The organism is Gemmata obscuriglobus (assembly GCF_008065095.1).
Taxonomy (GTDB): domain Bacteria; phylum Planctomycetota; class Planctomycetia; order Gemmatales; family Gemmataceae; genus Gemmata; species Gemmata obscuriglobus.
Map to the genome: position 1 here is coordinate 4,948,752 of NZ_CP042911.1, position 21,191 is coordinate 4,969,942.

16 protein-coding genes are annotated in these 21,191 nt (G+C 68.9%); 8 read left to right on the top strand and 8 right to left on the bottom strand.

Translation table 11 applies throughout. The annotated features are described in order from the left end of the window. Nucleotides 1-38: 38 nt before the first annotated feature. On the bottom strand, nucleotides 39-2,705 hold the full coding sequence (locus tag GobsT_RS20435; protein WP_109570966.1) for a hybrid sensor histidine kinase/response regulator: 2,667 nt from the start codon (nucleotides 2,703-2,705) through the stop codon (nucleotides 39-41). 207 nt (nucleotides 2,706-2,912) lie between these two features. On the opposite strand from GobsT_RS20435, the gene GobsT_RS20440 reads away from it, so the two are divergent. The 6 genes from GobsT_RS20440 to GobsT_RS37945 all read left to right on the top strand — a co-directional run bounded on the left by GobsT_RS20440 (nucleotide 2,913) and on the right by GobsT_RS37945 (nucleotide 9,252). Next, entirely contained in the window at nucleotides 2,913-4,094 is a 1,182-nt protein-coding gene (locus GobsT_RS20440; protein ID WP_232068399.1) for an N-acetylglucosamine-6-phosphate deacetylase, read from the top strand. 56 nt (nucleotides 4,095-4,150) lie between these two features. Further along, nucleotides 4,151-4,564, top strand: coding sequence for a hypothetical protein (locus tag GobsT_RS20445; protein ID WP_010046717.1), 414 nt, complete (start codon nucleotides 4,151-4,153; stop codon nucleotides 4,562-4,564). Beyond that, nucleotides 4,561-4,950: a hypothetical protein gene (locus tag GobsT_RS20450; RefSeq protein WP_010046719.1), complete on the top strand. Its 390-nt coding sequence runs from the start codon at nucleotides 4,561-4,563 to the stop codon at nucleotides 4,948-4,950. The genes GobsT_RS20445 and GobsT_RS20450 overlap by 4 nt, the downstream gene beginning before the upstream one ends. A 359-nt stretch (nucleotides 4,951-5,309) precedes the next feature. After that, nucleotides 5,310-6,713: an HlyD family secretion protein gene (locus GobsT_RS20455; protein WP_162097390.1), complete on the top strand. Its 1,404-nt coding sequence runs from the start codon at nucleotides 5,310-5,312 to the stop codon at nucleotides 6,711-6,713. Further along, nucleotides 6,710-8,275 (top strand): MFS transporter, encoded by a 1,566-nt coding sequence (locus GobsT_RS20460; RefSeq protein ID WP_029601168.1) that lies wholly within the window; start codon nucleotides 6,710-6,712, stop codon nucleotides 8,273-8,275. The genes GobsT_RS20455 and GobsT_RS20460 overlap by 4 nt, the downstream gene beginning before the upstream one ends. A 221-nt stretch (nucleotides 8,276-8,496) precedes the next feature. Then, nucleotides 8,497-9,252, top strand: a complete 756-nt coding sequence (locus GobsT_RS37945; RefSeq protein ID WP_010046722.1) for an IS1096 element passenger TnpR family protein — start codon at nucleotides 8,497-8,499, stop codon at nucleotides 9,250-9,252. Nucleotides 9,253-9,345: 93 nt separating this feature from the next. Here GobsT_RS37945 and GobsT_RS20470 read toward each other — a convergent pair whose 3' ends face one another. Further along, a complete protein-coding gene (locus tag GobsT_RS20470; RefSeq protein ID WP_010046723.1) occupies nucleotides 9,346-10,860 on the bottom strand; it encodes a TolC family protein in 1,515 nt (504 codons plus the stop codon). 343 nt (nucleotides 10,861-11,203) lie between these two features. Between GobsT_RS20470 and ahr the strand changes: the two genes are divergently transcribed. Then, nucleotides 11,204-12,214, top strand: coding sequence for an NADPH-dependent aldehyde reductase Ahr (ahr, locus tag GobsT_RS20475; protein ID WP_010046724.1), 1,011 nt, complete (start codon nucleotides 11,204-11,206; stop codon nucleotides 12,212-12,214). A gap of 200 nt (nucleotides 12,215-12,414) precedes the next feature. Here the strand turns inward: ahr and GobsT_RS20480 are convergent, their stop codons facing one another. Continuing rightward, on the bottom strand, nucleotides 12,415-12,882 hold the full coding sequence (locus tag GobsT_RS20480) for a RidA family protein (protein WP_010046726.1): 468 nt from the start codon (nucleotides 12,880-12,882) through the stop codon (nucleotides 12,415-12,417). 87 nt (nucleotides 12,883-12,969) lie between these two features. Further along, on the bottom strand, nucleotides 12,970-15,210 hold the full coding sequence (gene glgX / locus GobsT_RS20485; protein ID WP_010046729.1) for a glycogen debranching protein GlgX: 2,241 nt from the start codon (nucleotides 15,208-15,210) through the stop codon (nucleotides 12,970-12,972). Nucleotides 15,211-16,186: 976 nt separating this feature from the next. Between glgX and GobsT_RS20490 the strand changes: the two genes are divergently transcribed. After that, nucleotides 16,187-17,145 (top strand): IS630 family transposase gene (locus GobsT_RS20490; protein WP_197905135.1). Its coding sequence is split into 2 segments (ribosomal slippage): nucleotides 16,187-16,526 and nucleotides 16,526-17,145, totalling 960 coding nucleotides; the frame shifts between segments, so codons are not numbered across the junction. A gap of 180 nt (nucleotides 17,146-17,325) precedes the next feature. Here the strand turns inward: GobsT_RS20490 and GobsT_RS20495 are convergent. From GobsT_RS20495 to GobsT_RS20510, 4 genes are all read right to left on the bottom strand, one after another. Further along, the gene (locus tag GobsT_RS20495) at nucleotides 17,326-18,594 is read right to left on the bottom strand and encodes a UDP-glucose dehydrogenase family protein (protein ID WP_010042014.1); all 1,269 of its coding nucleotides are present in this window, start codon (nucleotides 18,592-18,594) and stop codon (nucleotides 17,326-17,328) included. Nucleotides 18,595-18,679: 85 nt separating this feature from the next. After that, nucleotides 18,680-19,642, bottom strand: a complete 963-nt coding sequence (locus GobsT_RS20500) for an NAD-dependent epimerase/dehydratase family protein (protein ID WP_010042018.1) — start codon at nucleotides 19,640-19,642, stop codon at nucleotides 18,680-18,682. Further along, on the bottom strand, nucleotides 19,639-20,418 hold the full coding sequence (locus GobsT_RS20505; protein WP_010042021.1) for a class I SAM-dependent methyltransferase: 780 nt from the start codon (nucleotides 20,416-20,418) through the stop codon (nucleotides 19,639-19,641). The genes GobsT_RS20500 and GobsT_RS20505 overlap by 4 nt, the downstream gene beginning before the upstream one ends. 6 nt (nucleotides 20,419-20,424) lie before the next feature. Further along, the gene (locus GobsT_RS20510; RefSeq protein WP_010042023.1) at nucleotides 20,425-21,171 is read right to left on the bottom strand and encodes a dolichyl-phosphate beta-glucosyltransferase; all 747 of its coding nucleotides are present in this window, start codon (nucleotides 21,169-21,171) and stop codon (nucleotides 20,425-20,427) included. Nucleotides 21,172-21,191 lie beyond the last annotated feature (20 nt).

Sequence of the window (21,191 nt, forward strand, 5' to 3'; positions counted from 1 at the left end):
GTGCCCTTTGTGCTTTTTTGCGGCCAATCTCTTCGTCTTCACTCCGCGAGCATCTCGCGAACGGCGGCGGCCAATTGGGTCGGCACATAGGGCTTGTTCAGGCGGCGGGTTCCGGGCAGGTCGTCGGCCGGGAGCAGCCCGCCGCCGTGGTAACCGCTCGCGAACAGCACCTTCAGCTCCGGGTCGACCCGGCGCAGCGCCTCGAACACCTGACGCCCCGACAGTTTTGGCATGCTGGCGTCGAGCACCGCGAGCCGCACCCGCCCCCCGGCCCGGTGGAACACGTCGAGCGCCTCGGCCCCGTCGGCCGCGACCAGCACCGTGTACCCGGACATCTCCAGCGCGACCTTCGCGAGGTCGCGCACCCCGGTCTCGTCATCGGCGACTAGTATCGTTTCGCCGCGGCCGCGCGGGAACTCGTTCGCCCCCTCAGCCCGGGTCGGGCTCCGATCGTCGTCGGACACGGCCCCGCGGGGCAGATACACATCGAACCGGCTCCCCGCCCCCGGGGCGGACGCCACCTCGACCGACCCGCCGTGCGCGGTGGCCACGCCGTACACCACGGCCAGCCCCAGACCGGTCCCCTGCCCCACGCCCTTGGTGGTGAAGAACGGGTCGAAGATCTTCTCCCGCACCTCGTCCGTCATCCCGACACCGGTGTCCGACACGCTCAGCCGCACGAACCGCTTGCCCTCGGGGCCGTCCGGCGGGTCAGCGTCCGCGGTCTCGACGGTCAGGGTGCCGCCTTCGGGCATCGCGTCGCGCGCGTTCAGGCACAGGTTCATCAGCACCTGCTGGAGCTGAACCGGGTCCGCGGCCACGGGGCGCAGGTGCGGCGCCGGCTCGAACCGCACCACGATCCGCGCGTCGATGGTGCGGCGGAGCAGCACGAGCGAGTCCCGGACCAGTTGGTTCAGGTCGACCGACGCGGTGCGGAGCGGCTGCCGGCGGGCGAACCCCAGCATCTGCTTGGTCAGCTCGGCCGCCTGCTTGGCGGCGCGTTCAGTACTCGCGAGCAGCTCCTCGGCGTCGGCTCCGGTCGCGGCCCCGCACCGGATCAGTTCCAGGTTCCCGAGCACCACCGTGAGCAGGTTGTTGAAGTCGTGGGCGATGCCGCCCGCGAGCCGCCCCACCGCCTCCAACTTGTGCGACTGCCGCAGCTCCTCTTCGAGCCGGTTCTGCTCGGTCACGTCACGGCCCAACACGATCAGACCGACCGGGGCCCCCGAGTCGTCACGCAGCGGGGCGATGGCGAAGTCGAGGAGCGCCTTGCGGCCGGTCGGGTACGTCACCCACTCCTTGCTCCGCTCGGTGCGCCCCGTGGCCAGCACCACCTGCTGCGCCGCGACGATCCGGGGGACCCACTCCCCCGCGAACGCGTCCTCGCACCGCGTGCCGGCGAGCGCGGACGCGGGGCGCCCGGCGAACGCCTCGAACGCCGGGTTGCACCCCAGGAGCCGGCCGTCGCGATCCTGGTAGCACACCACGTCCGGCACCGACGCGAACAGCCCCTCGAGCAGCGTGTGCTGTTTGGCCACCTCGCGCACGGCCGCGTCGCGCTCGGTCACGTCCCGGTAGTTCACGACCACCGCGCACACGCTCGGGTCGTCGAGCCGGTTCACCGCGTTCATCTCGACGAGCCGGGTGCCGCCCCGCGCGCCGAGCATGCGGAGCGTGGCCGGAACGTCCTCCCCCGGGCGGCCGATGCTGGCCCCCAGGCGCCGGGCGGCGCCGGGAACGTCGTCGGGGTGGATCAGGGACAGGAGATCCACCCCGACGACGTCCTCCGGGGCGAACCCGAGGACGAACTTGGCGGCCGGCGTGGCGTACCGGATCACGGCCCGCTCGTCGAGCAGCAGAATTCCGTCGCGGCTCTTCTCGACCAGGGCGCGGAACCGCTGCTCGCTCTGGCGCACCGCCTCCTCGGCGTCCCGGCGGGCGGTCACGTCGGTCAGGCATCCGTCGAGGCGGAGCGGCCGACCGCCCCCGTCGCGGACCAGGCGGAGCCGGTCCTGGACCCACCGCACCGCGCCGCCCGGCTGCTGGACCCGGTACAACTGTTCAAGGTCCTCGCCGGCGGCGAGCAGGCGCCGCACGGCCGCGCGGTAGCCCTCGCGTTCGGCCGGGTGAACGGCCTCGGCCCACTTGAACGGGTGCTCGTAGGGCTCGCCCGGCCGGCCCGCGATGTCCGCCATCTGGGGCGAGACGTACCGGAACTGCCAGCCCGAGAACACGTCCGGCCCCGGGGTCCGTTCGGCGCTCCAGAGCGCCCCCGGCGCGCTGCCGAGTACGGTGCGCAGCTCCGCCTCGACGCGCCGCGCCTGGGCCAGCGCGGCCCGGCGGTCGCGGTCGTCGCGGGCGATGATCAGGCCCAACGGCTTCGGCGGCAGGTGCAGCCGCGACACGGTGAGGCTGACCGGGAGCCAGTTGTCGTCCTTCGTGCGGAGCAGGAACCCGTCCTGCCCGTGGAACACCATGGTCTTGCTGAACGCGCCCTTGAGCCGCTGGGCGCCGCCGCTGGACTCGAACCGGAACAAGTGGGTGGCGGGCAGCTCGAGCACCTCGGCCCGGGAGAACCCGGTCAGGCGCAGCGCAACGGGGTTCACCTCGAGCAGCCGGTCCGTGTCCGGGTCGAGGAAGAACAGGGCGTCCCCGATCTCAGAGAGGAGGGCCTGGGCGAGTTCAGCCTGATCGTACGCGGTCATGCGCGCGCGGTCGGTCTATTGGAGGGTCGGTCGTCGTGCCGCGGCGGATACCGGGGCGCCCCTGGACGAGCGATGGCGAGCAGGGGGAGTATAGCTTACCCGCTCACCACCGCCATACCGAAAACGCCTGCACGAGCGAAAGGGCTCTCGCCCCGCTCCCGCGCCCGCCGATCGGGATCGCGCGGGGGCTGACCAAAGCACGGCCGTATGGCCAGAATGTGTGGTGACGTGTACCGGCACCCGTTAACCAGCCCGGCCCACACCACCGGCACCCAAATGATCCTTCACGCACGCCACTATGCCACCGCTCAGCCCGTCGCGGTCACGATCGAGGGGGGGCGCATCGCCGCCGTGACCGCCTCGGACCGGGAGGCCGAAGAGTGGATCGCCCCGGCGCTATTCGACCCGCAAATCAACGGCTGCCTCGGCATCAGCTTTAACGCCACGGCCCTGACCCCCGACGGGGTGCGTACCGTCACCGACGTGTGCTTGGCGCACGGGATCGGCGCGTTCGCCGCCACCCTCGTGACCAACAGCTCCGGGGCGCTGCGTCACGGGTTCGCGACGCTCGCCCGGGCGCTCGACTCGGACCCCGAACTGGCGCGGCGGGTGCCGTGCTTCCATCTGGAAGGGCCGTACCTGTCCGCGGACGACGGCCCCCGCGGCGCGCACCCCCGGCAGCACACCCGCGACCCAGATCGGGAGGAGTTCCGGCGGCTCCAGGACGCCGCCGGCGGGCGCATCCGTATGGTGACGCTCGCCCCGGAGCGCTCAGGCGCGCTGCCCTTCATTGAGGAGCTGACCGCGGCCGGTGTGGTCGTTGCGATCGGCCACACCGCCGCCACCGGGCAGCAGATCCGTGACGCAGTGGCGGCCGGCGCGCGCACCAGCACCCACCTGGGCAACGGGTGCCACGCCACGCTCCCGCGGCACGACAACTATCTCTGGGAGCAGCTCGCGTGCGACGAGCTGCGGGCCAGCATCATCACCGACGGCCACCACCTGCCCGCCACCCTCATCAAGTGCATCGTCCGCGCGAAGGGAACGGCCCGGCTGCTGCTAACGTGCGACGCGGGGAGCCTGGCCGGGCTGCCGCCGGGAACTTACTCCGAGTGGGGGACCGAACTGGAGGTGCTCCCCTCCGGGAAGATCGTGGTCGCCGGGACGCCGTTCCTCGCCGGCAGCGGGCACTTCACCGACACCTGCGTGTCGCACCTGCTTGATGTCATGCCGGACCTCGGGTTAAAAGCCGTGCTCGACCTCGCCTCGGCCCGGCCGCGCGAGTTGCTGGGCCTGCCGGTGACGAAACTCGAACCCGGGCACCCGGCGGACCTGATGCTCTTCACCTGGCGCCCCAGCGCCGCACTGACCGTCCGGCGGGTGCTGTGACTTCCGCGCCTCCGGCGGCGCTGGTAGAGTTAAGTAACAACCCGAGAGGACCGCGAATGAGCGTCGCCCCCTTGGTCCGTCGGGTGACGGTGTGCCGAAAGGTCGAGGCCGCGAGCGGGCCGCTGGGGCTCCCGTACACGGCGCGCGGGATCGAAACGACGATCCGCCCGCCGGTGGGCGGGGCGTTCCCGTACGCGGAGCAGGAGTTGTGGCTGTTCGTCCAGTACGCGGACGGTCAAGGCACCCACCCGGTGCGGTTCGAATTGGTCCGCCAGCGGCTCGAAACGGAAGACCCGGTTGTGGCGTTCGATCTGCCGCCGATCCACATGACCCGCGGCCGCTTTTTTGTGCTGAACCGCGGGTACCGGTTGGCCCTTGTGCCGTTTCCCGAACCGGGCATTTACGAGTTCCGCATCCGGTGCGGGAACAACGCCGGGTGCGACGAAATTCGTCTGGAGGACACCGCATGACCGGCGAACCGGCCGAGGGCCAGCGCCCCGACGAGGATTTTGAGATCGTTGAGGTCGACGTGGGCCGCTACCTGACCGACGAGCAGCGTGCGTGGCCGGTCGGCGTCGGGCAGCGGCCGGAGCAAGAGTTTGCGATCGAGGGGCCGCTCCCGGCGCTGAGCGTGCGCGCCCCCGAGGCGCGACTCGCGGCGCTGGTGAGCGTGCTGTCGGAGCAGGAGACTAAACTCGGCGGGAGCGGGCTCGAACTGGCGCACCGGGCACGCGACGCGAACGGCGTTCGCGCGACGCTGGTGCCGCGGCGGGTGGAAGGGGCACGGACCCGATTCGAGCTGATAGCCCGGTGGGCGGCCGCGTTCGGATCCGAAGTGGCGGTGACGGTGGTGTGAGGTCCGCGCCCGGGTGTCGGACTTTGCAATACGACGCTGACGGACCTTGGGCCGACACATTGGGGACATCGTACCGCCTCGCAGCCGCTCGCCAGGCGCACCACAATGAAACCCGGCGAAGCGGTGTGGCCCGCCTGTACCGGGTCGCAAGACCGGTACCGCCCGAGGAACCGGCCACGGCTCGACTTCAACCTGGAATGAAGAGGCCTTCCCCGGCCCGGACATCCGAGGCTTGAAATGCCAAGGCCGGTTCCGTGGAACGTCTCAACACGACCACCGCCAGCGTCGGCTGAGTCGAGGCGCGTGTAATGCGCGGCGCGTCGTCGTGTATCCATTTTGTGTCACGACTGGATACGAACATGTCCCCGCCGGTCCCTCCTGCGTCACCTGATCCTCCCGCGGCCGGAGCCACCAGCGCCGCCCCGCCGGCGACGCGCCCGCGGGTAACGTGGACAGCCGCCCTCGTGGTCGCGGCGGCGCTGGTCGCTGCGCTCGGGGTGGTGCCCTACGTTCACTACCGTCTGACCCACTCTCTCACCGACGACGCCTTCGTCGAGTCCCACCTCACGCACCTCGGGGCACAGACCCCGGGCCTCATCACGCGGGTTCTGGTCGAGGAGCGGGACGCGGTGAAGGCCGGCCAACTGCTCGCCGAAATCGACCCCGAACCGCACCGGCGGGCGGTCGATCTGGCGGCCGCCAAACGCGCTAAAGCGGAGGGCGAACTGACGCTCGAGCGGTCGACGTGGGAGCGGTTGGAGAAAGAGCACCCGCGCCGCGTCGCGGCAGCCAAGGCCGACCTAGCATTCGCCGAGGCCGGGGTGTCCCAGGCGAAGACGGAGCTAGAAGTGGTCCGGGTTGATGTGGACAAGGCCGTTCGGGAGGCCGAGGCGGCGGTCGCGTCCGCCAAGGCGTCGCTGGTCAAGGCGGACGAGGACGCGACCCGGTACGAGCGGCTGTTCAAGGAGGCGTCGGTCCCGAAGGTGAAATGGGAGGACGCGGTCAAAGCCCGCGCGGCCGCCGACGCCGACGTGCAAACGGCCGAAGCCAAACTCGACCGCGCCACCTCGAACCGCCGCAAGGTGGCGATCGCCGAACAGGCGGTGGCGGTTGCGAGCAGCCGCCGGGACAAGGCGGCCGAAGAGCTGCGGCTCACAGAGCTGGGCCGGCTGACCGTGGAGGAAGCCGGGCTCAAGGTGAAGGTGCTGGAGCGCGAGGTGGACCAGGCCAAGCGCAACGAAGCGTCGGTGCGGACGCAGCTCGAGTACTGCCGCGTCGTCGCCCCGTTCGACGGGATCGTTGTGAAGCGGTACCGCAACCCCGGCGACCACGCCCCGCTCGGCTCGCCGGTGCTCAGCCTCTACGACCCGGACCTCGTGTACGTCACCGCTTACCTGGAAGAAGACCGGCTGGCCGGCGTGTCGCCGGGCAACGCGGCGGTGCTGAAGCTGGACGCCTTCCGGCAGCCGCTCGCCGGCCGGGTGGTCTGGGTCGGACAGGCGACCGGGGCCAACTTCGCGCTCGTGCCCCGGGACGTTAGCTCCGGGGAATTCACCAAGGTGCCGCAACGGGTGCCGGTCCGCATCCTCCCCGACCGGGACGAACGCTGGGGCGACCTCCGACCGGGGCTGTCCGTATCCGTAGTCATCGACCACGGAGCGGGCGACCGGGAGTGGGCGGCAACACAGGCCGAACGGCTGCGGGCGCGGGGCGAACGCGGGCAAGGACCGTTGCCGACGGCGGGAACGGGGGGCGGGCCGTGACCCCACCCCGCTCGCCCGAGCGCGACTTCCTGGGGCACGTCGGTGTGGTGCTGGCCATCGTCCCGGCCATGCTCCTGGCCGGGATCACCGCCACCCTCACCGAACTGCCCCGCATCTTCGTCGTCAGCGAACTGGCGTCCGACCGCTACCGGTTCCAGTGGGTCACCGGCGCGACACTGGTGGGCGGCGTGATCGGTATCGCCGGCGTGGGGTGGCTGGCCGGTCACATCGGGCTGCGGCGCTGCTACCTGCTCGGGCTGATGCTGTACACGGCCGGGAGCGCCGCGGCCTCCCTGGCGCCCGGCACCGACCCGCTGGCCGTGGCCCGGTGCGTGCAGAGTTGCGGGAACGGGCTGGTGGCGACGACGGTACTCGCGCTGCTGTGGCGCGAGTTCCCCGCGCACCGCGACCTCGGGATCGCGGTGTTCGCGTTCGGGGTCTACTTCGGCCGCATCGCCGGGCCGAGCATCAGCACCTGGCTCGTCACCCACGACGACTGGCGGAGCGTCTTTTACGCCACCGCTGCGGCCGGCGCGATCGGTCTGCTCGTAGCCTGGCGGGCGCTGCCGCCGGACGCGCCGGCAGTCGAACCGCCGGGGGCGTTCGACTTCACAGGGCTGGCCCTGCTGGTCGCCTGGGTGGTGTGCCTGGTCATCGGGCTGTACCGGTTCCAGTTGTGGGGCTGGCAGCGGGCGAACGAAACCCTGGTGGTGGCCGCGCTCGGGCTCGCCCTGTTAGCGGCGTTCGTGCGGCAGCAGTTCACCGCCCCCCGACCGCTGCTCGACCTGCGGCTGTTCTCCCGGCACCACTTCGCAATGGGCGTGGTCATCAAAGCGCTGATCGACGGCCAGTTCTTCGCCGTACTCGGCATCCTCACGCGGTACATGGCCGTCACCCGCGACTACCAGCGGGTGGCGACCGGCGCGGTCCTGCTGCCGGCGGTGGCAGCGATGACCGGCACGCTGGTCTTCACGGCCCACTTCGGCACGCGCGACAACCGCAAGCGGCGGCTGCTCGTCGGGCTGGTCGGTATGACCCTCGCCACCTGGCAACTGACCCGAATCGACTTGTTCACCAGCAAGGAATGGGTGGGCTTGGTGGCGGCGGTGTGGGCGGCGGCCGTGGGGCTCGTCGCCTCCCCGGTCATCTGCATCGCCCAGGACAATCTGCGCCCGGAGGAGATTGCGAGTTCGGCGAGCATCAAGAACCTCGGGCTGGTGCTGCCCGGGGCGATCTGCGGCGGGCTGATCGCGATCGCCAGCGAGCGGGCCGGCGACGCGTACTTCGACACGCTCCGGCAAACGATTCAGGTGAACCGGGTGCCGGTCGGCGACGTGTCGGCCGGGCTCACCGACTGGATCACCCGCACGCACGGGAGCACCCCGGGCGCGGCCGACCTCCAGGCGGCCCAGGTGCTCGCCCGGTACGTCCGGTCCACCGCCGCCGTTTACGCCGACCAGACGGCCTTCGGCTGGCTGACGGTCATCAGCGTGGCGACCTTCGTGCTGGCCTGCTTCTTGCGCCGGCTCCCACCGGAAGCACCCGGGCCGCGGCGGGGCTGACACGGGTCTAATAATCAAGCGGTCGGGGCGGGCGGTCTGTTCTCGGGCGGTCACGCGAAACGTATCGTCCGCGTGCGCGATCACCGACCTGCAAACAAAACGAGGAAGTGTCACGGGTCCAAGCTGACACGGCTTCCGCACCCGGTTACGCTGACGGTTGTGCGAGCTCGGTGCGTTCGAGGCCCTGCGCCAAAAAGTTCCGGAAGGGGAGATGCGGGGCAATGGCAGACTTCACTCCGACGCAGGGCCGCTATCTGGCGTTCATCCACGCGTACATCAGCCTGCACGGCTTCCCGCCCGCCGAATCCGAGATCGCCGCCGCGATGTGCGTTTCGGCGCCGTCTGCGCACCAGATGATCAAGACGCTGGAAAAGAAAGGGTTGATCCTGCGCCACCCGGGGCACGCCCGCGCGCTCCAGATCATGATCCCGGAAGCCGAAATTCCGTCGTGGAATCAGCGCGCCGCGGGGAAACGGTCCGCACCCCCTGCGGCCCGGACTGACCGCGTACCAGCAGCCCCGCCCGCGCCGCCGGGAACTCTTTACGTCTTCGAGGTGTTCCTGGCTGGCGGGCCGGTGAGCGAAAAGTACACAGGTAAGGAGATCAGTCGCACCATCGAGATCCGCGGCGACCAAACGCTCGAGCAGTTGCACCGCTCCATCTTCGCGGCGTTCGACCGGTTCGAGGAGCACCTCTACGAGTTCCAGTTCGGGAAACGGCCGTTCGACCCGAAAGGCCCCAACTACGGCATCCCCGACGCGGGCGAGAGCCGAAAGGGGTACGGCGACGCGCGCACGACCACGCTGGACGCCCTCGGACTGACCGAAGACAAGGTCTTCGGTTACCTGTTCGACTTCGGGGACGAGTGGTTCCACCAGATCCAGATTCGGCGGATCGAGCAAGCGATCCCGACGGTCACCTACCCGCGCGTCATCAAGCGGGTCGGCCCGTCCCCTCCGCAGTACGATGAGGAATAGTCGCGCCCGCTCACGCTCCGCGCGTGCCGGGCCGACAACTCGTCGTTGGACGTAACACACCTGTCCGGACCGGTGCCCGCTTTAACCCGGGCGCTACTTCTTCTCGACCGGCCGCGGGGCGGGCACGTCCCCGGACGGTTTTGATGGTGCCGTGGGTTGGGGCGCACCGCCGGTCGCGAACTTCATCCGCGCGAGAGCGACGAGCAGGTCGTACCGGGCGGCGTTCAGGTTCTGCTCGGCGCGGATGAGTGCGGTCTCGGCGTCCACCACGTCCGTCGGTTTGGCGTCCCCGCGGTTGTAGCGGTTGCGCACCAGACGAAGAGTCTCGATCGCCTGACCAACGGCCGACCGCGACAGTTTCAAGCGGCCGACGGCGTCCTCAATGTTTCGGTAGGCAACGTGCGTCTCGAACGCGATCGTGTCGCACACCTGCTGCCCTTGTGCGAGCGCAACTTCAACCTCGGCCTGCGCGCCGTCGAGTTCGGCCCGGCGGCGCCCGCCCGTGTACAAATCCCACTTCAGCGCGATGCCGGCGTCCGCGACTTGCGAATTCTGCACCCGGCTCCCCTCAACGAGCGCGCCGCCCCCGCTCACGGCGATCGTCGGTAGAAAGTCGGCCCGCACGACATCCGTCCCGCGGCCGGCGGCGGCCACACCCAGCCGGACAACCGAGAATTCAGGCCGGCCGGCCACCGCCTGAGCCAGACAGTCTTCGAGCCGCACTGAATAATCGTCCAATTCGGCGCTGCGCTCGACCACCCGCGTCGGGGAGCTGACGTTGACGCCCATGACCCGGTTCAGCCCGGCGACGGCGATCTGGGACTCGCTGGTGGCCGTGACCAACCCTTGCCGGACCTCGGCCAAGAACACCTCGGCCCGGAGCACGTCCTCGTTCGTGAGCACCCCGTTTTGGGCCAGGTTCCGCACGTCCTTGAGGGAAGCCTCGGCCCTAACGACGGCCCGCTCGGCCACCACCTGCGCCGCCCGCGCCTGGAGCACGCGGGCGTAGTTGACCGCGACATCGAACGCCACCGACTGACGGGTCCGCTCCCACTGCCACTGGGCGATCTCCGCCCGCAGGTGCGCCTGATCGCGGGCGGCCAGCCGCTTGCCGAACTGGAACACAGTCCACTGAACCCGCAAATCGAGCACCTCGAAGTCCTGGTTCCCCGGCCCGAACCCGCGGACCGGCAGCACCGGGAACCGGCCCCCGTCCGGGACCCCGACGAACCCGGTGTGGCTGGAGTAGCCCTGGAACGCGTAGCTCGTGCCGACCGTCGGCAGAAAGGCGGCCTGCGCGGACCGCTCGCCGGCCTGACGGGCCGTAGCCGCCCACCGCGCCTCCGCGATGCGGGGGCTGTGACGCAGTGCTAGATCTTCGGCTTGCTCGAGGGTCAGAGGTTGGTCAAGGGGCGCGGAGGTCTCTGCGCCCGTCTCGTGCGGCGCCGGCACCGAACCGGCGGGCGGAACGACCGGGTCGTACTCCTTCGGAATCACTTGCGGGGCGGTAACTCGGGCGGCATACGCCCCCCCCGGGTCCGTCGCCGAGGAGTGAAGGCACCCGGCCGCACCAAGGACCGCAACCGCGGCCGCGCGAACGTGGCGCATCCGACCGCTCCCCGCTAAAGGCCCCGGAACGCCCATAATCACAGCTCGTTGTGGATGTGGCGTGGGATACCCGCACCCGCCCGGGCCGTCAATCGAACTCCCTGATACCCAAGTGCGGCGACAGTGGCGAAACCCGCGCGTAACACGACCCCATGGCCTAACCGTCCTTGCGCCCGACGGCGCGCATGGGTGCCGTGCGGCACCGCGTGCCTCAAGCCCGCGTCATCTCGTGCCTAGCCGTCTGACCATAAAAGTGAGCACTTGTCCGAAGCGTACCGCTCCCGCAGAATGCGAGAGCGTGGGCTCCGTTCGCCACAGAACCGTACCGCTCAGGGGGAAGAAGATGTCGGTAATTCAGGCGTGGGTGGCTCCGGCGGCCGGGCAGAAGTTGACGAAACAGGACGTGGACCTTGGGCCGCTCGGGTCGGACGAGGTGGAGGTTCAGGTCGAGCACTGCGGGCTGTGCCACTCGGACCTGTCCGTGCTGAACAACGACTGGGGCATCGCACAGTACCCGGCGGTGCTCGGGCACGAGGCGGTGGGCCGGGTGGTGGAGGTGGGGACCGGGGCCAAGGGGCTGAAGGTGGGGCAGCGGGTCGGGATCGGGTGGACCGCCGGGAGTTGCATGCACTGCCGCCCGTGCAAGTCGGGCGATCAGCACCTGTGCGACCAGGCCCAGCCCACCATCGTCGGGCACCGGGGCGGGTTCGCCAGCCGGGTCCGGTCCCACTGGGCGTGGGCGGTGCCGATCCCGGACGCGCTGCCGGCCGCCGACGCCGGGCCGCTGCTGTGCGGCGGGATCACCGTGTTCAACCCGATCATGATGCACGCCCGGCCGATGAGCCGGGTCGGGATCGTGGGCATCGGCGGGCTCGGGCACATGGGGGTCAAGTTCGCGGCCGCATACGGGTGCGAGGTGACCGCGTTCACCTCCAGCGAGCGCAAGTTCGAGGAGGCCCGCGGGTTCGGGGCGCACCGGGTGGTCGCCACCCGGGACTCGGACGCCGTGCGCCAGTTGGCCGGGGCGCTGGACCTGTTGATCGTCACCACCAACGTGGCGCTCGACTGGGACGCGATGCTCGGCACCCTGGCCCCGAACGGGCGCATGCACGTGGTCGGGGCGGTGCTGGAGCCGATCCCGGTGACCGTGTTCCCGCTCATCATGAAGCAGGGGTGTATTTCCGCCTCGCCGACTGGCTCCCCGGTGGCGATCGAGGACATGCTGGCGTTCGCGGCCCGGCACCAAGTTCTACCGACCACCGAGCACTTCCCCATGAGTCAGATCAACACGGCGTTCGAGCGGTTGCACGAGGGCAAGGCCCGGTACCGCATCGTCCTCGACGCCGACTTCTGACCTTCCTGAGGTGAGCGGATGTCTGGCTGCTCACCAAACCCTCAGGTCGGAGCCGGCGAGTACCATATCCGCAATCGCGAGCAGTCCCGCCGCACACGCAACGCTCGAACGCGATCCTCATCACTCGGGCTTGCGCTGGAACGGACCGAGAACGAGTTCCGGCCCGTTCAGAAAATCGGAGTCGGATCAGTTGATCTGGATCAGCCTTCGATCTCGAAGATGCACTCGATCTCGACTGCCATGCCGCCGGGCAGCGAGTTGTGGCCGACCGCGCTGCGGGCGCCGACGCCGGCGTCCTCACCGAACACGTCTTTCATCAGCTCCGAGAACCCGTTGATCACCTTCGGCTGATCGACGAAGTCGTCGGTGCAGTTCACCATCCCGAACGCCTTGACGAGCCGTTTCACCTTGTCGAGTGAGCCGAGGTGGTCCTTGAGGGTGGACAGGATCGCGAGCCCGGTTTGGCGGGCCGCCTCTTTACCCTGTTCCAGCGTGAGCTTGTCGCCGACCCGACCGAGGATGAGCGTTTTGTCCTCCTTCAGCGGCCCGTGCCCGCTCACGTACAGCAGGCTCCCGACCTTCACCGCGGGCTTGTACACCGCGACCGGCTTCGGCGCCGGGGGGAGCGTGAGGTGCAGTTCCTGGACGCGCTTCTCGGGGCTGGACATCGTCAAAACTCCTGGGTGAACGGGTTGGCGTTGTGATAACCGCCGCAGGGGTGCGAGGCAAGAAAGCGGGCAAGAAGACGGCGGCCCTCATCCCTCCGAAATCAGCACCAGCGCACTGAACGGCACCAACGTGTACGTGATCCCGTCGGCGACCGGCGGCCCGTTTTCCGTTTCAACGATGTCCTCGGGACCGGGCATTGCGGTGTCGACCAGGCGGCGCCAGCGCCGCCGCGTTGGGGCCGGGGGGATCCGGAACGCGAGCGGCTCGCTCCAGGCGTTCAGCGCGACGTAGAAGTCGTTGTCGATGTGGTAATCGCGGTCGTGTTCGCGGCCCGTGAACCGGCCGTCGAGCGCGAACGCGAGCGTGCGCGCCGTGCCGCCCCAGTCCGGCTGATACGGCTCGGTACCGTGCCAGTGGATGTCCGCCAGGAGCGGCGTACCGCCGGCCCCCGGGGTACGGGTGGCACGTGCGAACTCACCCACCGCGCCCGGGGACAAGCCGGCGTCGCCCGGACGCACCGGGCCGCCCGGCGGGAACACCTCCGCCGCCGCGCTCGCGAGGCCCGGGGACTCGCCGCGCATGAGCTCGCCCACGAAGAACCGCCGCCGCCGCAACACGGGGTGCCGCTTGCGCAGGTGGATCAGCTCGCGCACGAACCGCAGGAAGTCCTTGTTGCCCTCCGCCAGGGTCCAGTCGACCCAGGAAATCTCGTTGTCCTGGCACCACGCGTTGTTGTTGCCCTGCTGGGTGCGCAGGAACTCGTCGCCCGCGAGCAGCATCGGCACCCCCTGGCTCAGCATCAGGGTCGTCATCATGTTCTTCGCCTGGCGCCGGCGCAGCGCGAGGACCTCGGGGTCGTCGGTCGGCCCCTCGGCGCCGCAGTTCCACGAGCTGTTGTGGCTCTCGCCGTCGCGGTTCCCCTCGCCGTTCGCGTGGTTGTGCTTCTCGTTGTAACTCACGAGGTCGTTCAGCGTGAACCCGTCGTGGGCGGTGACGAAGTTCACCGAGTGCCGCGGCAGCCGCCCGCTCCACTGGTACAGGTCCGCGCTCCCGCACACGCGCTCGGCCATCGCCGGCGCCAGCCCGTGGTCGCCTTTCCAGAACCGGCGCACGTCGTCCCGGTACTTGCCGTTCCACTCGCTCCACCGGCGCCCAAACGGGAACCGCCCCACCTGGTACAGCCCGCCGGCGTCCCACGGCTCGGCGATCAGCTTGGTGTCCGCGAGCACGCCGTCCTCCGTTATGCTCTCGATAACCGGCGGCTCCACCATCACGTTCCCGCTACGGTCGCGCCCCAGGATGGAGGCCAGGTCGAAGCGGAACCCGTCCACGTGCATGTCCGCGGCCCAGTACCGCAGGCACGTCATGATGAGGTCGCGCACCACCGGGTGGTTGCAGTTCACCGTGTTGCCGCACCCCGAGTAGTTCAGGTAGCGGCCCTGGGGGTCGAGCAGGTAGTACAGCTCGTTGTCGAGCCCGCGGAACGAGTAGGTGCGGCCCTGGTCGTTGCCCTCGCCGGTGTGGTTGAACACCACGTCCAGGATCACCTCAATGCCGGCCGCGTGCATGGCCTTCACCATGTCGCGGAACTCGTGCGTCTGGCCGAAGCGGTTCGCGGTGGCCGCGAACGCGGCCTTCGGGGCGGCCAGCGCGACCGGGTTGTAGCCCCAGAAGTTGACCAACTTCTCGCCGGTGTCGGGGTTGAAGAACGGGCAGTCGCACTCGTCCCACTCGAACACGGGCATGAGCTCGACCGCGGTGACCCCGAGCCACTTCAGGTACGGGATCTTCTCCACCAGGCCCTTGAACGTGCCCGGGAACTGCACCCCGCTCGACGGGTGGCACGTGAACCCGCGCACGTGGACCTCGTAGATGATCGAGTCCTCGTACTCGATCAGCGGCGGCACGTCCTCCTCCCAGTTGTACCGCGTGCCGCGGCGGAACAGGCTCCGGCGCGAGGTGCGCTGCGGGTCCGTTTCGCACGTCCCGGCCCACACGGCGCCCTCGGACAGCATCGCGCAGGCCGGGTCGAGCAGGAGCCGGTTCGGGTCGAACCGGGTCCGCGGGCCGCGCGGGCCGTCCACCTTCCACCCGTAGCAGAACGCCTCCGGCAGGTCGTGGACGCGGATGTGCCAGTGATCCCCGGTGCGGTTCAGGCGGGCGTCCAATGGCAGCTCCGCCAGCGGCGTGCTGCCGCCCTCGGCCGGGAGGATCACCAGCGTCACCCGCTGCCCGTGCCGACACAGCAGGGCGAAGTTCGCACCGTCGGGGGTGAGCGTCGGACCGAGCGGCAGCGGGCGCCCGCGGCTGGTGCGGAACGGCATCATTCGGCGGACCTCGGACAGGGTGGGCGCGACGGGGTTACCGGTACGGCTCTCCGTGCGTGAGGCAAGAACCCGTAACCCTACAACAGCCCCCGCGCGAAAGCGAATCGCGCCGGCCTTCAAACCGAGCGCGGGGCCGTGCGGCCGTGAGTCCGACCGCCCACGGCGGGCGTTTGGGAGCGGCCCGGGCCGCTCCCAAACGCCCGCCGTGGGCGGCCTGTTGCGTCGGCGCCGTACTCGTAGGGCGCGAGTTCTTTGAGACGTGGCGGCTGGTTTACAGACTGCGTTTTTCAACAACTCCGGGCGAACGCCACATACGTGCCGCCTCTCACGACTTCATCGGCGCGGTATCAACAGGCGGCACCCGAAGACCGGCATCGAAACGTTTGCGAGCACCCGGGGCCTACAGCAAGGCCCGAACCCGATTCGAACCGGATCTGGCGCGCACCGTCGCAGACCACGTGACCGCCGCGCTATTGGGAGCGGTCCCGGTGCGTTGTGTGTTCACCCGCGTGGGGCGGCGCTCCTCGCAGTTGCCACCGAGTGCCGAAGTTCGAGAGTTGTTCGACAAGATGCCGATGAGCCCGGGGTTGACCCTAAAGCGATTCGCCACCGCGCTTGACCCAGGAACCGAATTGGCAACCCTGTACCGGCGCCGGCAGGATGCCGAAACGGACATCTGGAACATCAAGGAAACCCTGGCATGGAACGACTTACGGGCCAAGGGGCGGCGATGGTGGGAAAGGAATCGGTGCTAGGTGTGGCGGCCTACAACACAGTCAATCACGTGAGCCGGTTGGCCCCGCCGGCGCGGCCAACCGGCTCGTATTCGCAGGCGCGCGGACGTTGCCCGGCACGTTGCTGATGGCCACGGCACCCACCACCCGGCGTGGAGAGCCGATTCTAGTCTCTTTTTAAGTTCAGCGTAGCGCTGAAGTTTGGAATCGATTATAGGGGGTGTATCCGACCGGGGGATGCCATGAACGCGCTGTCGATGGACTTGCGGAAGCGGGTGCTTGAGGACTGTGATGCGGGGATGGGAACCACGGCCGTCGCGGAGAGGTACAAGGTGAGCGCGTCGTGGGTACGCCGTCTCAAGCAGCGGCGTCGGGAGGACGGGCGCATCGAGCCCGGGTCGTGCCGCAACAACCGGGTGCCCCAACTCGACACCCAGGCCGAGCGGATCCGCGAGGTCATCGCTGCAACGCCCGACATGACCCTCGAAGAGCTCAAGGTGAAGTTGGGCGTTGCGGTCGCCCTCGGGACCCTGTGGCGAGCCGTCGCCAAGCTCGGCCTGACGGTGAAAAAAAAGTCCAGCGGGCGTCCGAGCAGGAGCGCCCGGACGTGAAGCAGAAGCGGGCCGATTGGAAGGCGACCCAACCGGCATTGGACCCGGACAAGGTGGTGTTCATCGACGAGACGTGGGCCCGCACGAACATGACCCGGCGTTATGGCCGGAGCCCCAGAGGGGAGCGGCTGGTGTGCCCGGTTCCGCACGGGCACTGGAAAACGACGACGTTTGTGGCGGCCCTACGGGCCGATGGGCTGACGGCCCCGATGGTGATCGATGGGGCCATGACCGGGGACCTGTTCGTGGCCTACGTGAAGCCGATCTTGGTGCCCACGCTCCGGCCCGGTGATGTGGTGGTGATGGACAACCTGATCTGCCACAAGCGGGTCGCGGCCAAGCAGGCGATCGAGGCCGCGGGCGGCCAGGTGCTGCTCCTACCGCCGTACAGCCCCGACCTGAACCCCATCGAGTTGGCGTTCTCCAAACTCAAGGGGTTGCTCCGAGCCGCCGGGAAGCGAACCATCGACGGCCTATGGGACTTCTTGGGAAAAGCGGTGGATGCGTTCACACCCGACGAGTGCCGACGGTACATCCGGCACTGCGGATACGGAATCAATACCGCTACAATGAACTTAAAAAGAGACTAGCAACTGTTCGGTTGGTGCCGTCAACGGGAGTTGCCACGGTGAGCATCTCCGCGCACCATCACCGCGGAACGATCGGCCTCAGCAAACGCAAAAAGTCCGACACACGCGCTGACGCAATAGTACATGCCATTGGCCGGCTCCTGCGCCGCACTCGGCAGAAACACAAGGTACACGATCCAGTTACGCCGCGCGGCCCGCAGCAACGTAGCTCACCCCCGGGTCATTAGCGAGACCCGCGGCGAGGAAGTGTGTCGGGTCGATGACCTTGGGCTTTTTCATTGCAGCGCGCACCTGCGCCGCGGTTAGGGCCCGGTACGCCGGCCACGGCGTCGCCAACACGCCGATGTCGGCGCCGCGAAGCGCGTCCTCCGCAGTCGAAGCCAGTTCAACGCCCGCGAGTTCCTCGGCGGGCTTTTTCACGGCGGGGTCATGCGCCTGCACCTTAACTCCCCGTGAGAGCAGCCACTGGCACAGTTCCACAGAACCGGAGCGCCGGAGCGTGTCCGTTCCGGGCTTGTAGGTCAACCCCAGAACGGCCACGGTTGCGCCGGCAGGAACGCCCGAGAGCTGATCGCGGAGCCAGTTCTTCTGGCACTCGTTGCTCGCCCGCACTCCGTTAAACAGGTGCGCCGGGCGGTCGTGCTGTTGCGCCAGTTCGAGCAGAAACCCGATGTCCCGGGCCAGCGTCCCGCCTGCGAAGGCCGCACCGGGGGAAAGGTACGCTTTCGGCCCGATCCGCTGCTCGGACTTCAGCCCGCGCTCGACCTCCTTAGCGTCGGCGCCGACCACCTCGCAGATGCGGGCCAGTTCGTTGATGAACGCGACCGAGGTGGCCAGAAAGGCGTTGACCGCGTGTTTGGTCATCTCGGCTGACGCCACCGACATCCACACCCGGTCGCCGCCGAACGGCTTCAGCAGCGTGGTGAACGCGGTGCGGTCCGCGTCTTCGCACCCGATCACGACGCGATCGGGCTTCCGGAAGCAGTCGAGTGCTTGCCCGAGGCGCAGGTTCTCCGGCGAGCACGCGACATGGACGCCGCGGTGCGCCCAATCCGCAGCGAGCTTCGCTCCGAACCCCACAGGAACCTGCGACGAGATCAGCACCCGCACCCCGGCCCGGAGGTGCGGGGCGATGTCGTCGAGTCGGTCGCGGACCCACTGCACGTCTGCATTGTCGTTCGCGTCCACCGGGGTGTCGAAGCACACCCACACGACCTCCGCTTCGGGCACGGCGTCGGCGGCATCGGTCGTGAAACGGAGCCGGCCGGCGGCTCGTTGCTCGGCGACGAGGGCCGCAAGCCCCGGTTCGTCCACCGGCGGCCGGTCCGCTTTGAGTCCCGTAACGGTTGCCGGATCAGGATCGAGGCCGACGACCTCGTGCCCGCCCTCTGCGAGGCAAGCGGCCGTCACACTGCCGAGGTGCCACAAGCCGTACACGGTGACGCGCATGGTTGCCTTCCGGAAGCGCGGACCGCTGGCCCGCATCTGCGATCGTGTTCAGTTCGTTTCGGTATGGCGGAGCGGCCGCGTCCGGCTAAGCAGCTTTGCGCGACTCCAGCACCCACGGGTTCGCCCGCAGGTAATCGAGCGTGCGGCCGACCGCCTCGCGGATGCCCAGCTTCTGGCGCCAGCCGAACGATTTCAGTTTGGCGGTATCGAGGAAGATAAACGGGCTGTCGCCGATCCAGCCGCGTGCGCCACCGGTGTGGTTCACCTGGGGCCGCAGTCCCAACCGGTCGCAGATCCAACCGAGCGAGTCGTCGACCTGGCAGTACTCGTCCGCGCCCAAGTTCACCACGTTGACCGGCTCGGTCGCCTTCTCAACCACTGTGAAAATGGCGTCGACGCAGTCCTGAACGTACAGGTAGCTCTTGCGCTGCTTCCCGTTCCCGAGCACCTCGATCTGGTTCGGGTTGGCGAGCAGTTTGGCGTAGAAGTCGAACACGTGACCGTGTGTATACCGCTCGCCCAGGATCGACACGAAGCGGAAGATGAACGCCTGAAACCCGAACCCGGTCGCGTAAGCGGAGAGGAGCCCTTCGCCCGCGACCTTGCTGGCCGCGTACAGGCTGGTCTGGATCGGGAACGGCGCGTCCTCGGGGGTGGGGAACACGTTGGCTTCGCCGTACACCGACCCGGTGGACGAAAAGCCGATGCGTTTCACGCCGTTCAGGCGCATCGCTTCGAGCACGTTGAACGTCGCGATGGTGTTCTGTTGCAGATCGCGGTCGGGGTGGTTGGTGCCGAACCGGACGTCCGCGTTGGCCGCCAGGTGGAACACGAAGTCGTGTCCGGCGACGGCGCGGGTCAGCACCGGTTTGTCGAGCAGATCGCCTTCCACGAGCGCGAAGCGGTCGCTCTTGAGCGCGTCCGCCAGGAACGGCCGCTGTCCGGTGCTGAAGTTGTCGAACGCGGTGACGTGGTGGCCGGCCGCGAGCAGCCGGTCCACCAAGTTGCTGCCGATAAACCCGGCCCCGCCGGTAACAAAATAGTTCACGCAACCCTCCGAGACTCGGAAGAAGCTACCTGGCGTGCCGCCACCGGCCGCTCGCCACACAGCAACACGCTCGTGCCGAGCGGCAAGGGGACGCGCCGCTCCGCCGCGAGCAGCCCGTTCAGCACGCGCGACACCACCCCCGGCTTGCCACCCACCTGACCCACCGGGTACGGGCGCCGCAGCCACCGGCTGAACGCCAGACACACCGGGATCAGAGTGCCACCGAAGTACCGCACTTTTGTGACGTCACAGTGGTCCGAGACGAGGGCCCGCAGGCTGCGCTTGCTGTACCGGCGGTAGTGGCCGAGTTGCTCGTCGTGGAACCCGAACAGCCACTGCCCGGCCGGCACCGCCACGAGCACCAACCCGCCCGGGCGCACGAGCGCGGCCATCTTAGCGAACGCAGACCGGTCGTCCTCAATGTGCTCGAGGACGTCCGTCGATACGGCGGCGTCGAAGTCCCCCGGCCCGGTGTAGTTCTCGATCGAACAGACGTGGTACTCGCTGTCCGGGAAGTTGGAGCCGGCGCGATCGCGGGCGAGGGCGATGTAGGTGGGATCGGGGTCGATCCCGACCACCTGGTGCCCCGCGGCGGCCAGCAGGCACGACAGCTCGCCGCTCCCGCACCCGGCGTTGAGCACTCGCAGCCGCCCGCGCCCGCTCATCCAGCGGAGCAGCACGCGGTACTTGCTCTGCGCGTACACATCGCCGGACTTCGCCAAGAAGTCGTCGTACTGGGCTTGGTTGAACGTCGCTGCGGACAGATCGGCATTCATCGCGGATCAGCTCCTGGCGGTTCGAGAGCCGGTCGGCACGCCCCGCGCGCCGAACCGGATGCGGAACAGGTCCTTCACGTTCTTCCAGTTTCCGGACACAAGTTGGAGTCGGGTGTCGCCGTCGTCCTGCCACGTGACCCCGACCTCTTTCACCGCGTACCCGGCCCTCAGCGCCAGCGAAAGAACCTCGACATCGAACATGTACCCGTCAATGCGCTGCCGGGCGAACAGGTCGCGGGCCACCTCGCGGCGGAAGAACTTGAACCCGCACTGGGTGTCGGCGATCCCGTACAGCCCGACCAGTGGGCGCATCAGCAGGGCAAACCCTTTGGACCCGAGCCGGCGGTACCACTTCTGGCCCACCCGCACGTCCGCCCCGTTCACCGCCCGCGAGCCAATCACGATATCAAAACCCTGGTCGAACCAGGGCAGCACCTTCTCCAGTTCGGTGATCGCGACCTTGTAATCCGCGTCCAAGAACCCCACGATGTTGCCGGCCGCGACGAGCACCCCCTCGCGGACCCCTCGCCCCTTACCGCGGCGCTCCGGGGCGCCCATAACCCGCACCGGCAGTTCCGCGGCAAGGGCCGCCGCGGCCTCCCGGGTGCCGTCGGCGCCGTCGGCACTGACGATCAGCTCGTACGTCACCCCGCGCGGTTCCAGGTAGTCGCGGATCGCGCGCAAGGTGCACTGGATCGTGGCCACTTCATTGAACGCTGGCACCACCAAACTGAGCTGCGGGGACGCGGACATATAGGGCCCTGTTTCTGGCA

Bases quoted from the DNA above. Each gene is read 5' to 3' on its own strand.
- GobsT_RS20435 (WP_109570966.1), bottom strand. From the start codon at position 2,705: ATGACCGCGTACGATCAGGCTGAACTCGCCCAGGCCCTCCTCTCTGAG.
- GobsT_RS20440 (WP_232068399.1), top strand. From the start codon at position 2,913: ATGGCCAGAATGTGTGGTGACGTGTACCGGCACCCGTTAACCAGCCCG.
- GobsT_RS20445 (WP_010046717.1), top strand. From the start codon at position 4,151: ATGAGCGTCGCCCCCTTGGTCCGTCGGGTGACGGTGTGCCGAAAGGTC.
- GobsT_RS20450 (WP_010046719.1), top strand. From the start codon at position 4,561: ATGACCGGCGAACCGGCCGAGGGCCAGCGCCCCGACGAGGATTTTGAG.
- GobsT_RS20455 (WP_162097390.1), top strand. From the start codon at position 5,310: ATGTCCCCGCCGGTCCCTCCTGCGTCACCTGATCCTCCCGCGGCCGGA.
- GobsT_RS37945 (WP_010046722.1), top strand. From the start codon at position 8,497: ATGGCAGACTTCACTCCGACGCAGGGCCGCTATCTGGCGTTCATCCAC.
- GobsT_RS20470 (WP_010046723.1), bottom strand. From the start codon at position 10,860: ATGCGCCACGTTCGCGCGGCCGCGGTTGCGGTCCTTGGTGCGGCCGGG.
- ahr (WP_010046724.1), top strand. From the start codon at position 11,204: ATGTCGGTAATTCAGGCGTGGGTGGCTCCGGCGGCCGGGCAGAAGTTG.
- GobsT_RS20480 (WP_010046726.1), bottom strand. From the start codon at position 12,882: ATGTCCAGCCCCGAGAAGCGCGTCCAGGAACTGCACCTCACGCTCCCC.
- glgX (WP_010046729.1), bottom strand. From the start codon at position 15,210: ATGATGCCGTTCCGCACCAGCCGCGGGCGCCCGCTGCCGCTCGGTCCG.
- GobsT_RS20495 (WP_010042014.1), bottom strand. From the start codon at position 18,594: ATGCGCGTCACCGTGTACGGCTTGTGGCACCTCGGCAGTGTGACGGCC.
- GobsT_RS20505 (WP_010042021.1), bottom strand. From the start codon at position 20,418: ATGAATGCCGATCTGTCCGCAGCGACGTTCAACCAAGCCCAGTACGAC.
- GobsT_RS20510 (WP_010042023.1), bottom strand. From the start codon at position 21,171: ATGTCCGCGTCCCCGCAGCTCAGTTTGGTGGTGCCAGCGTTCAATGAA.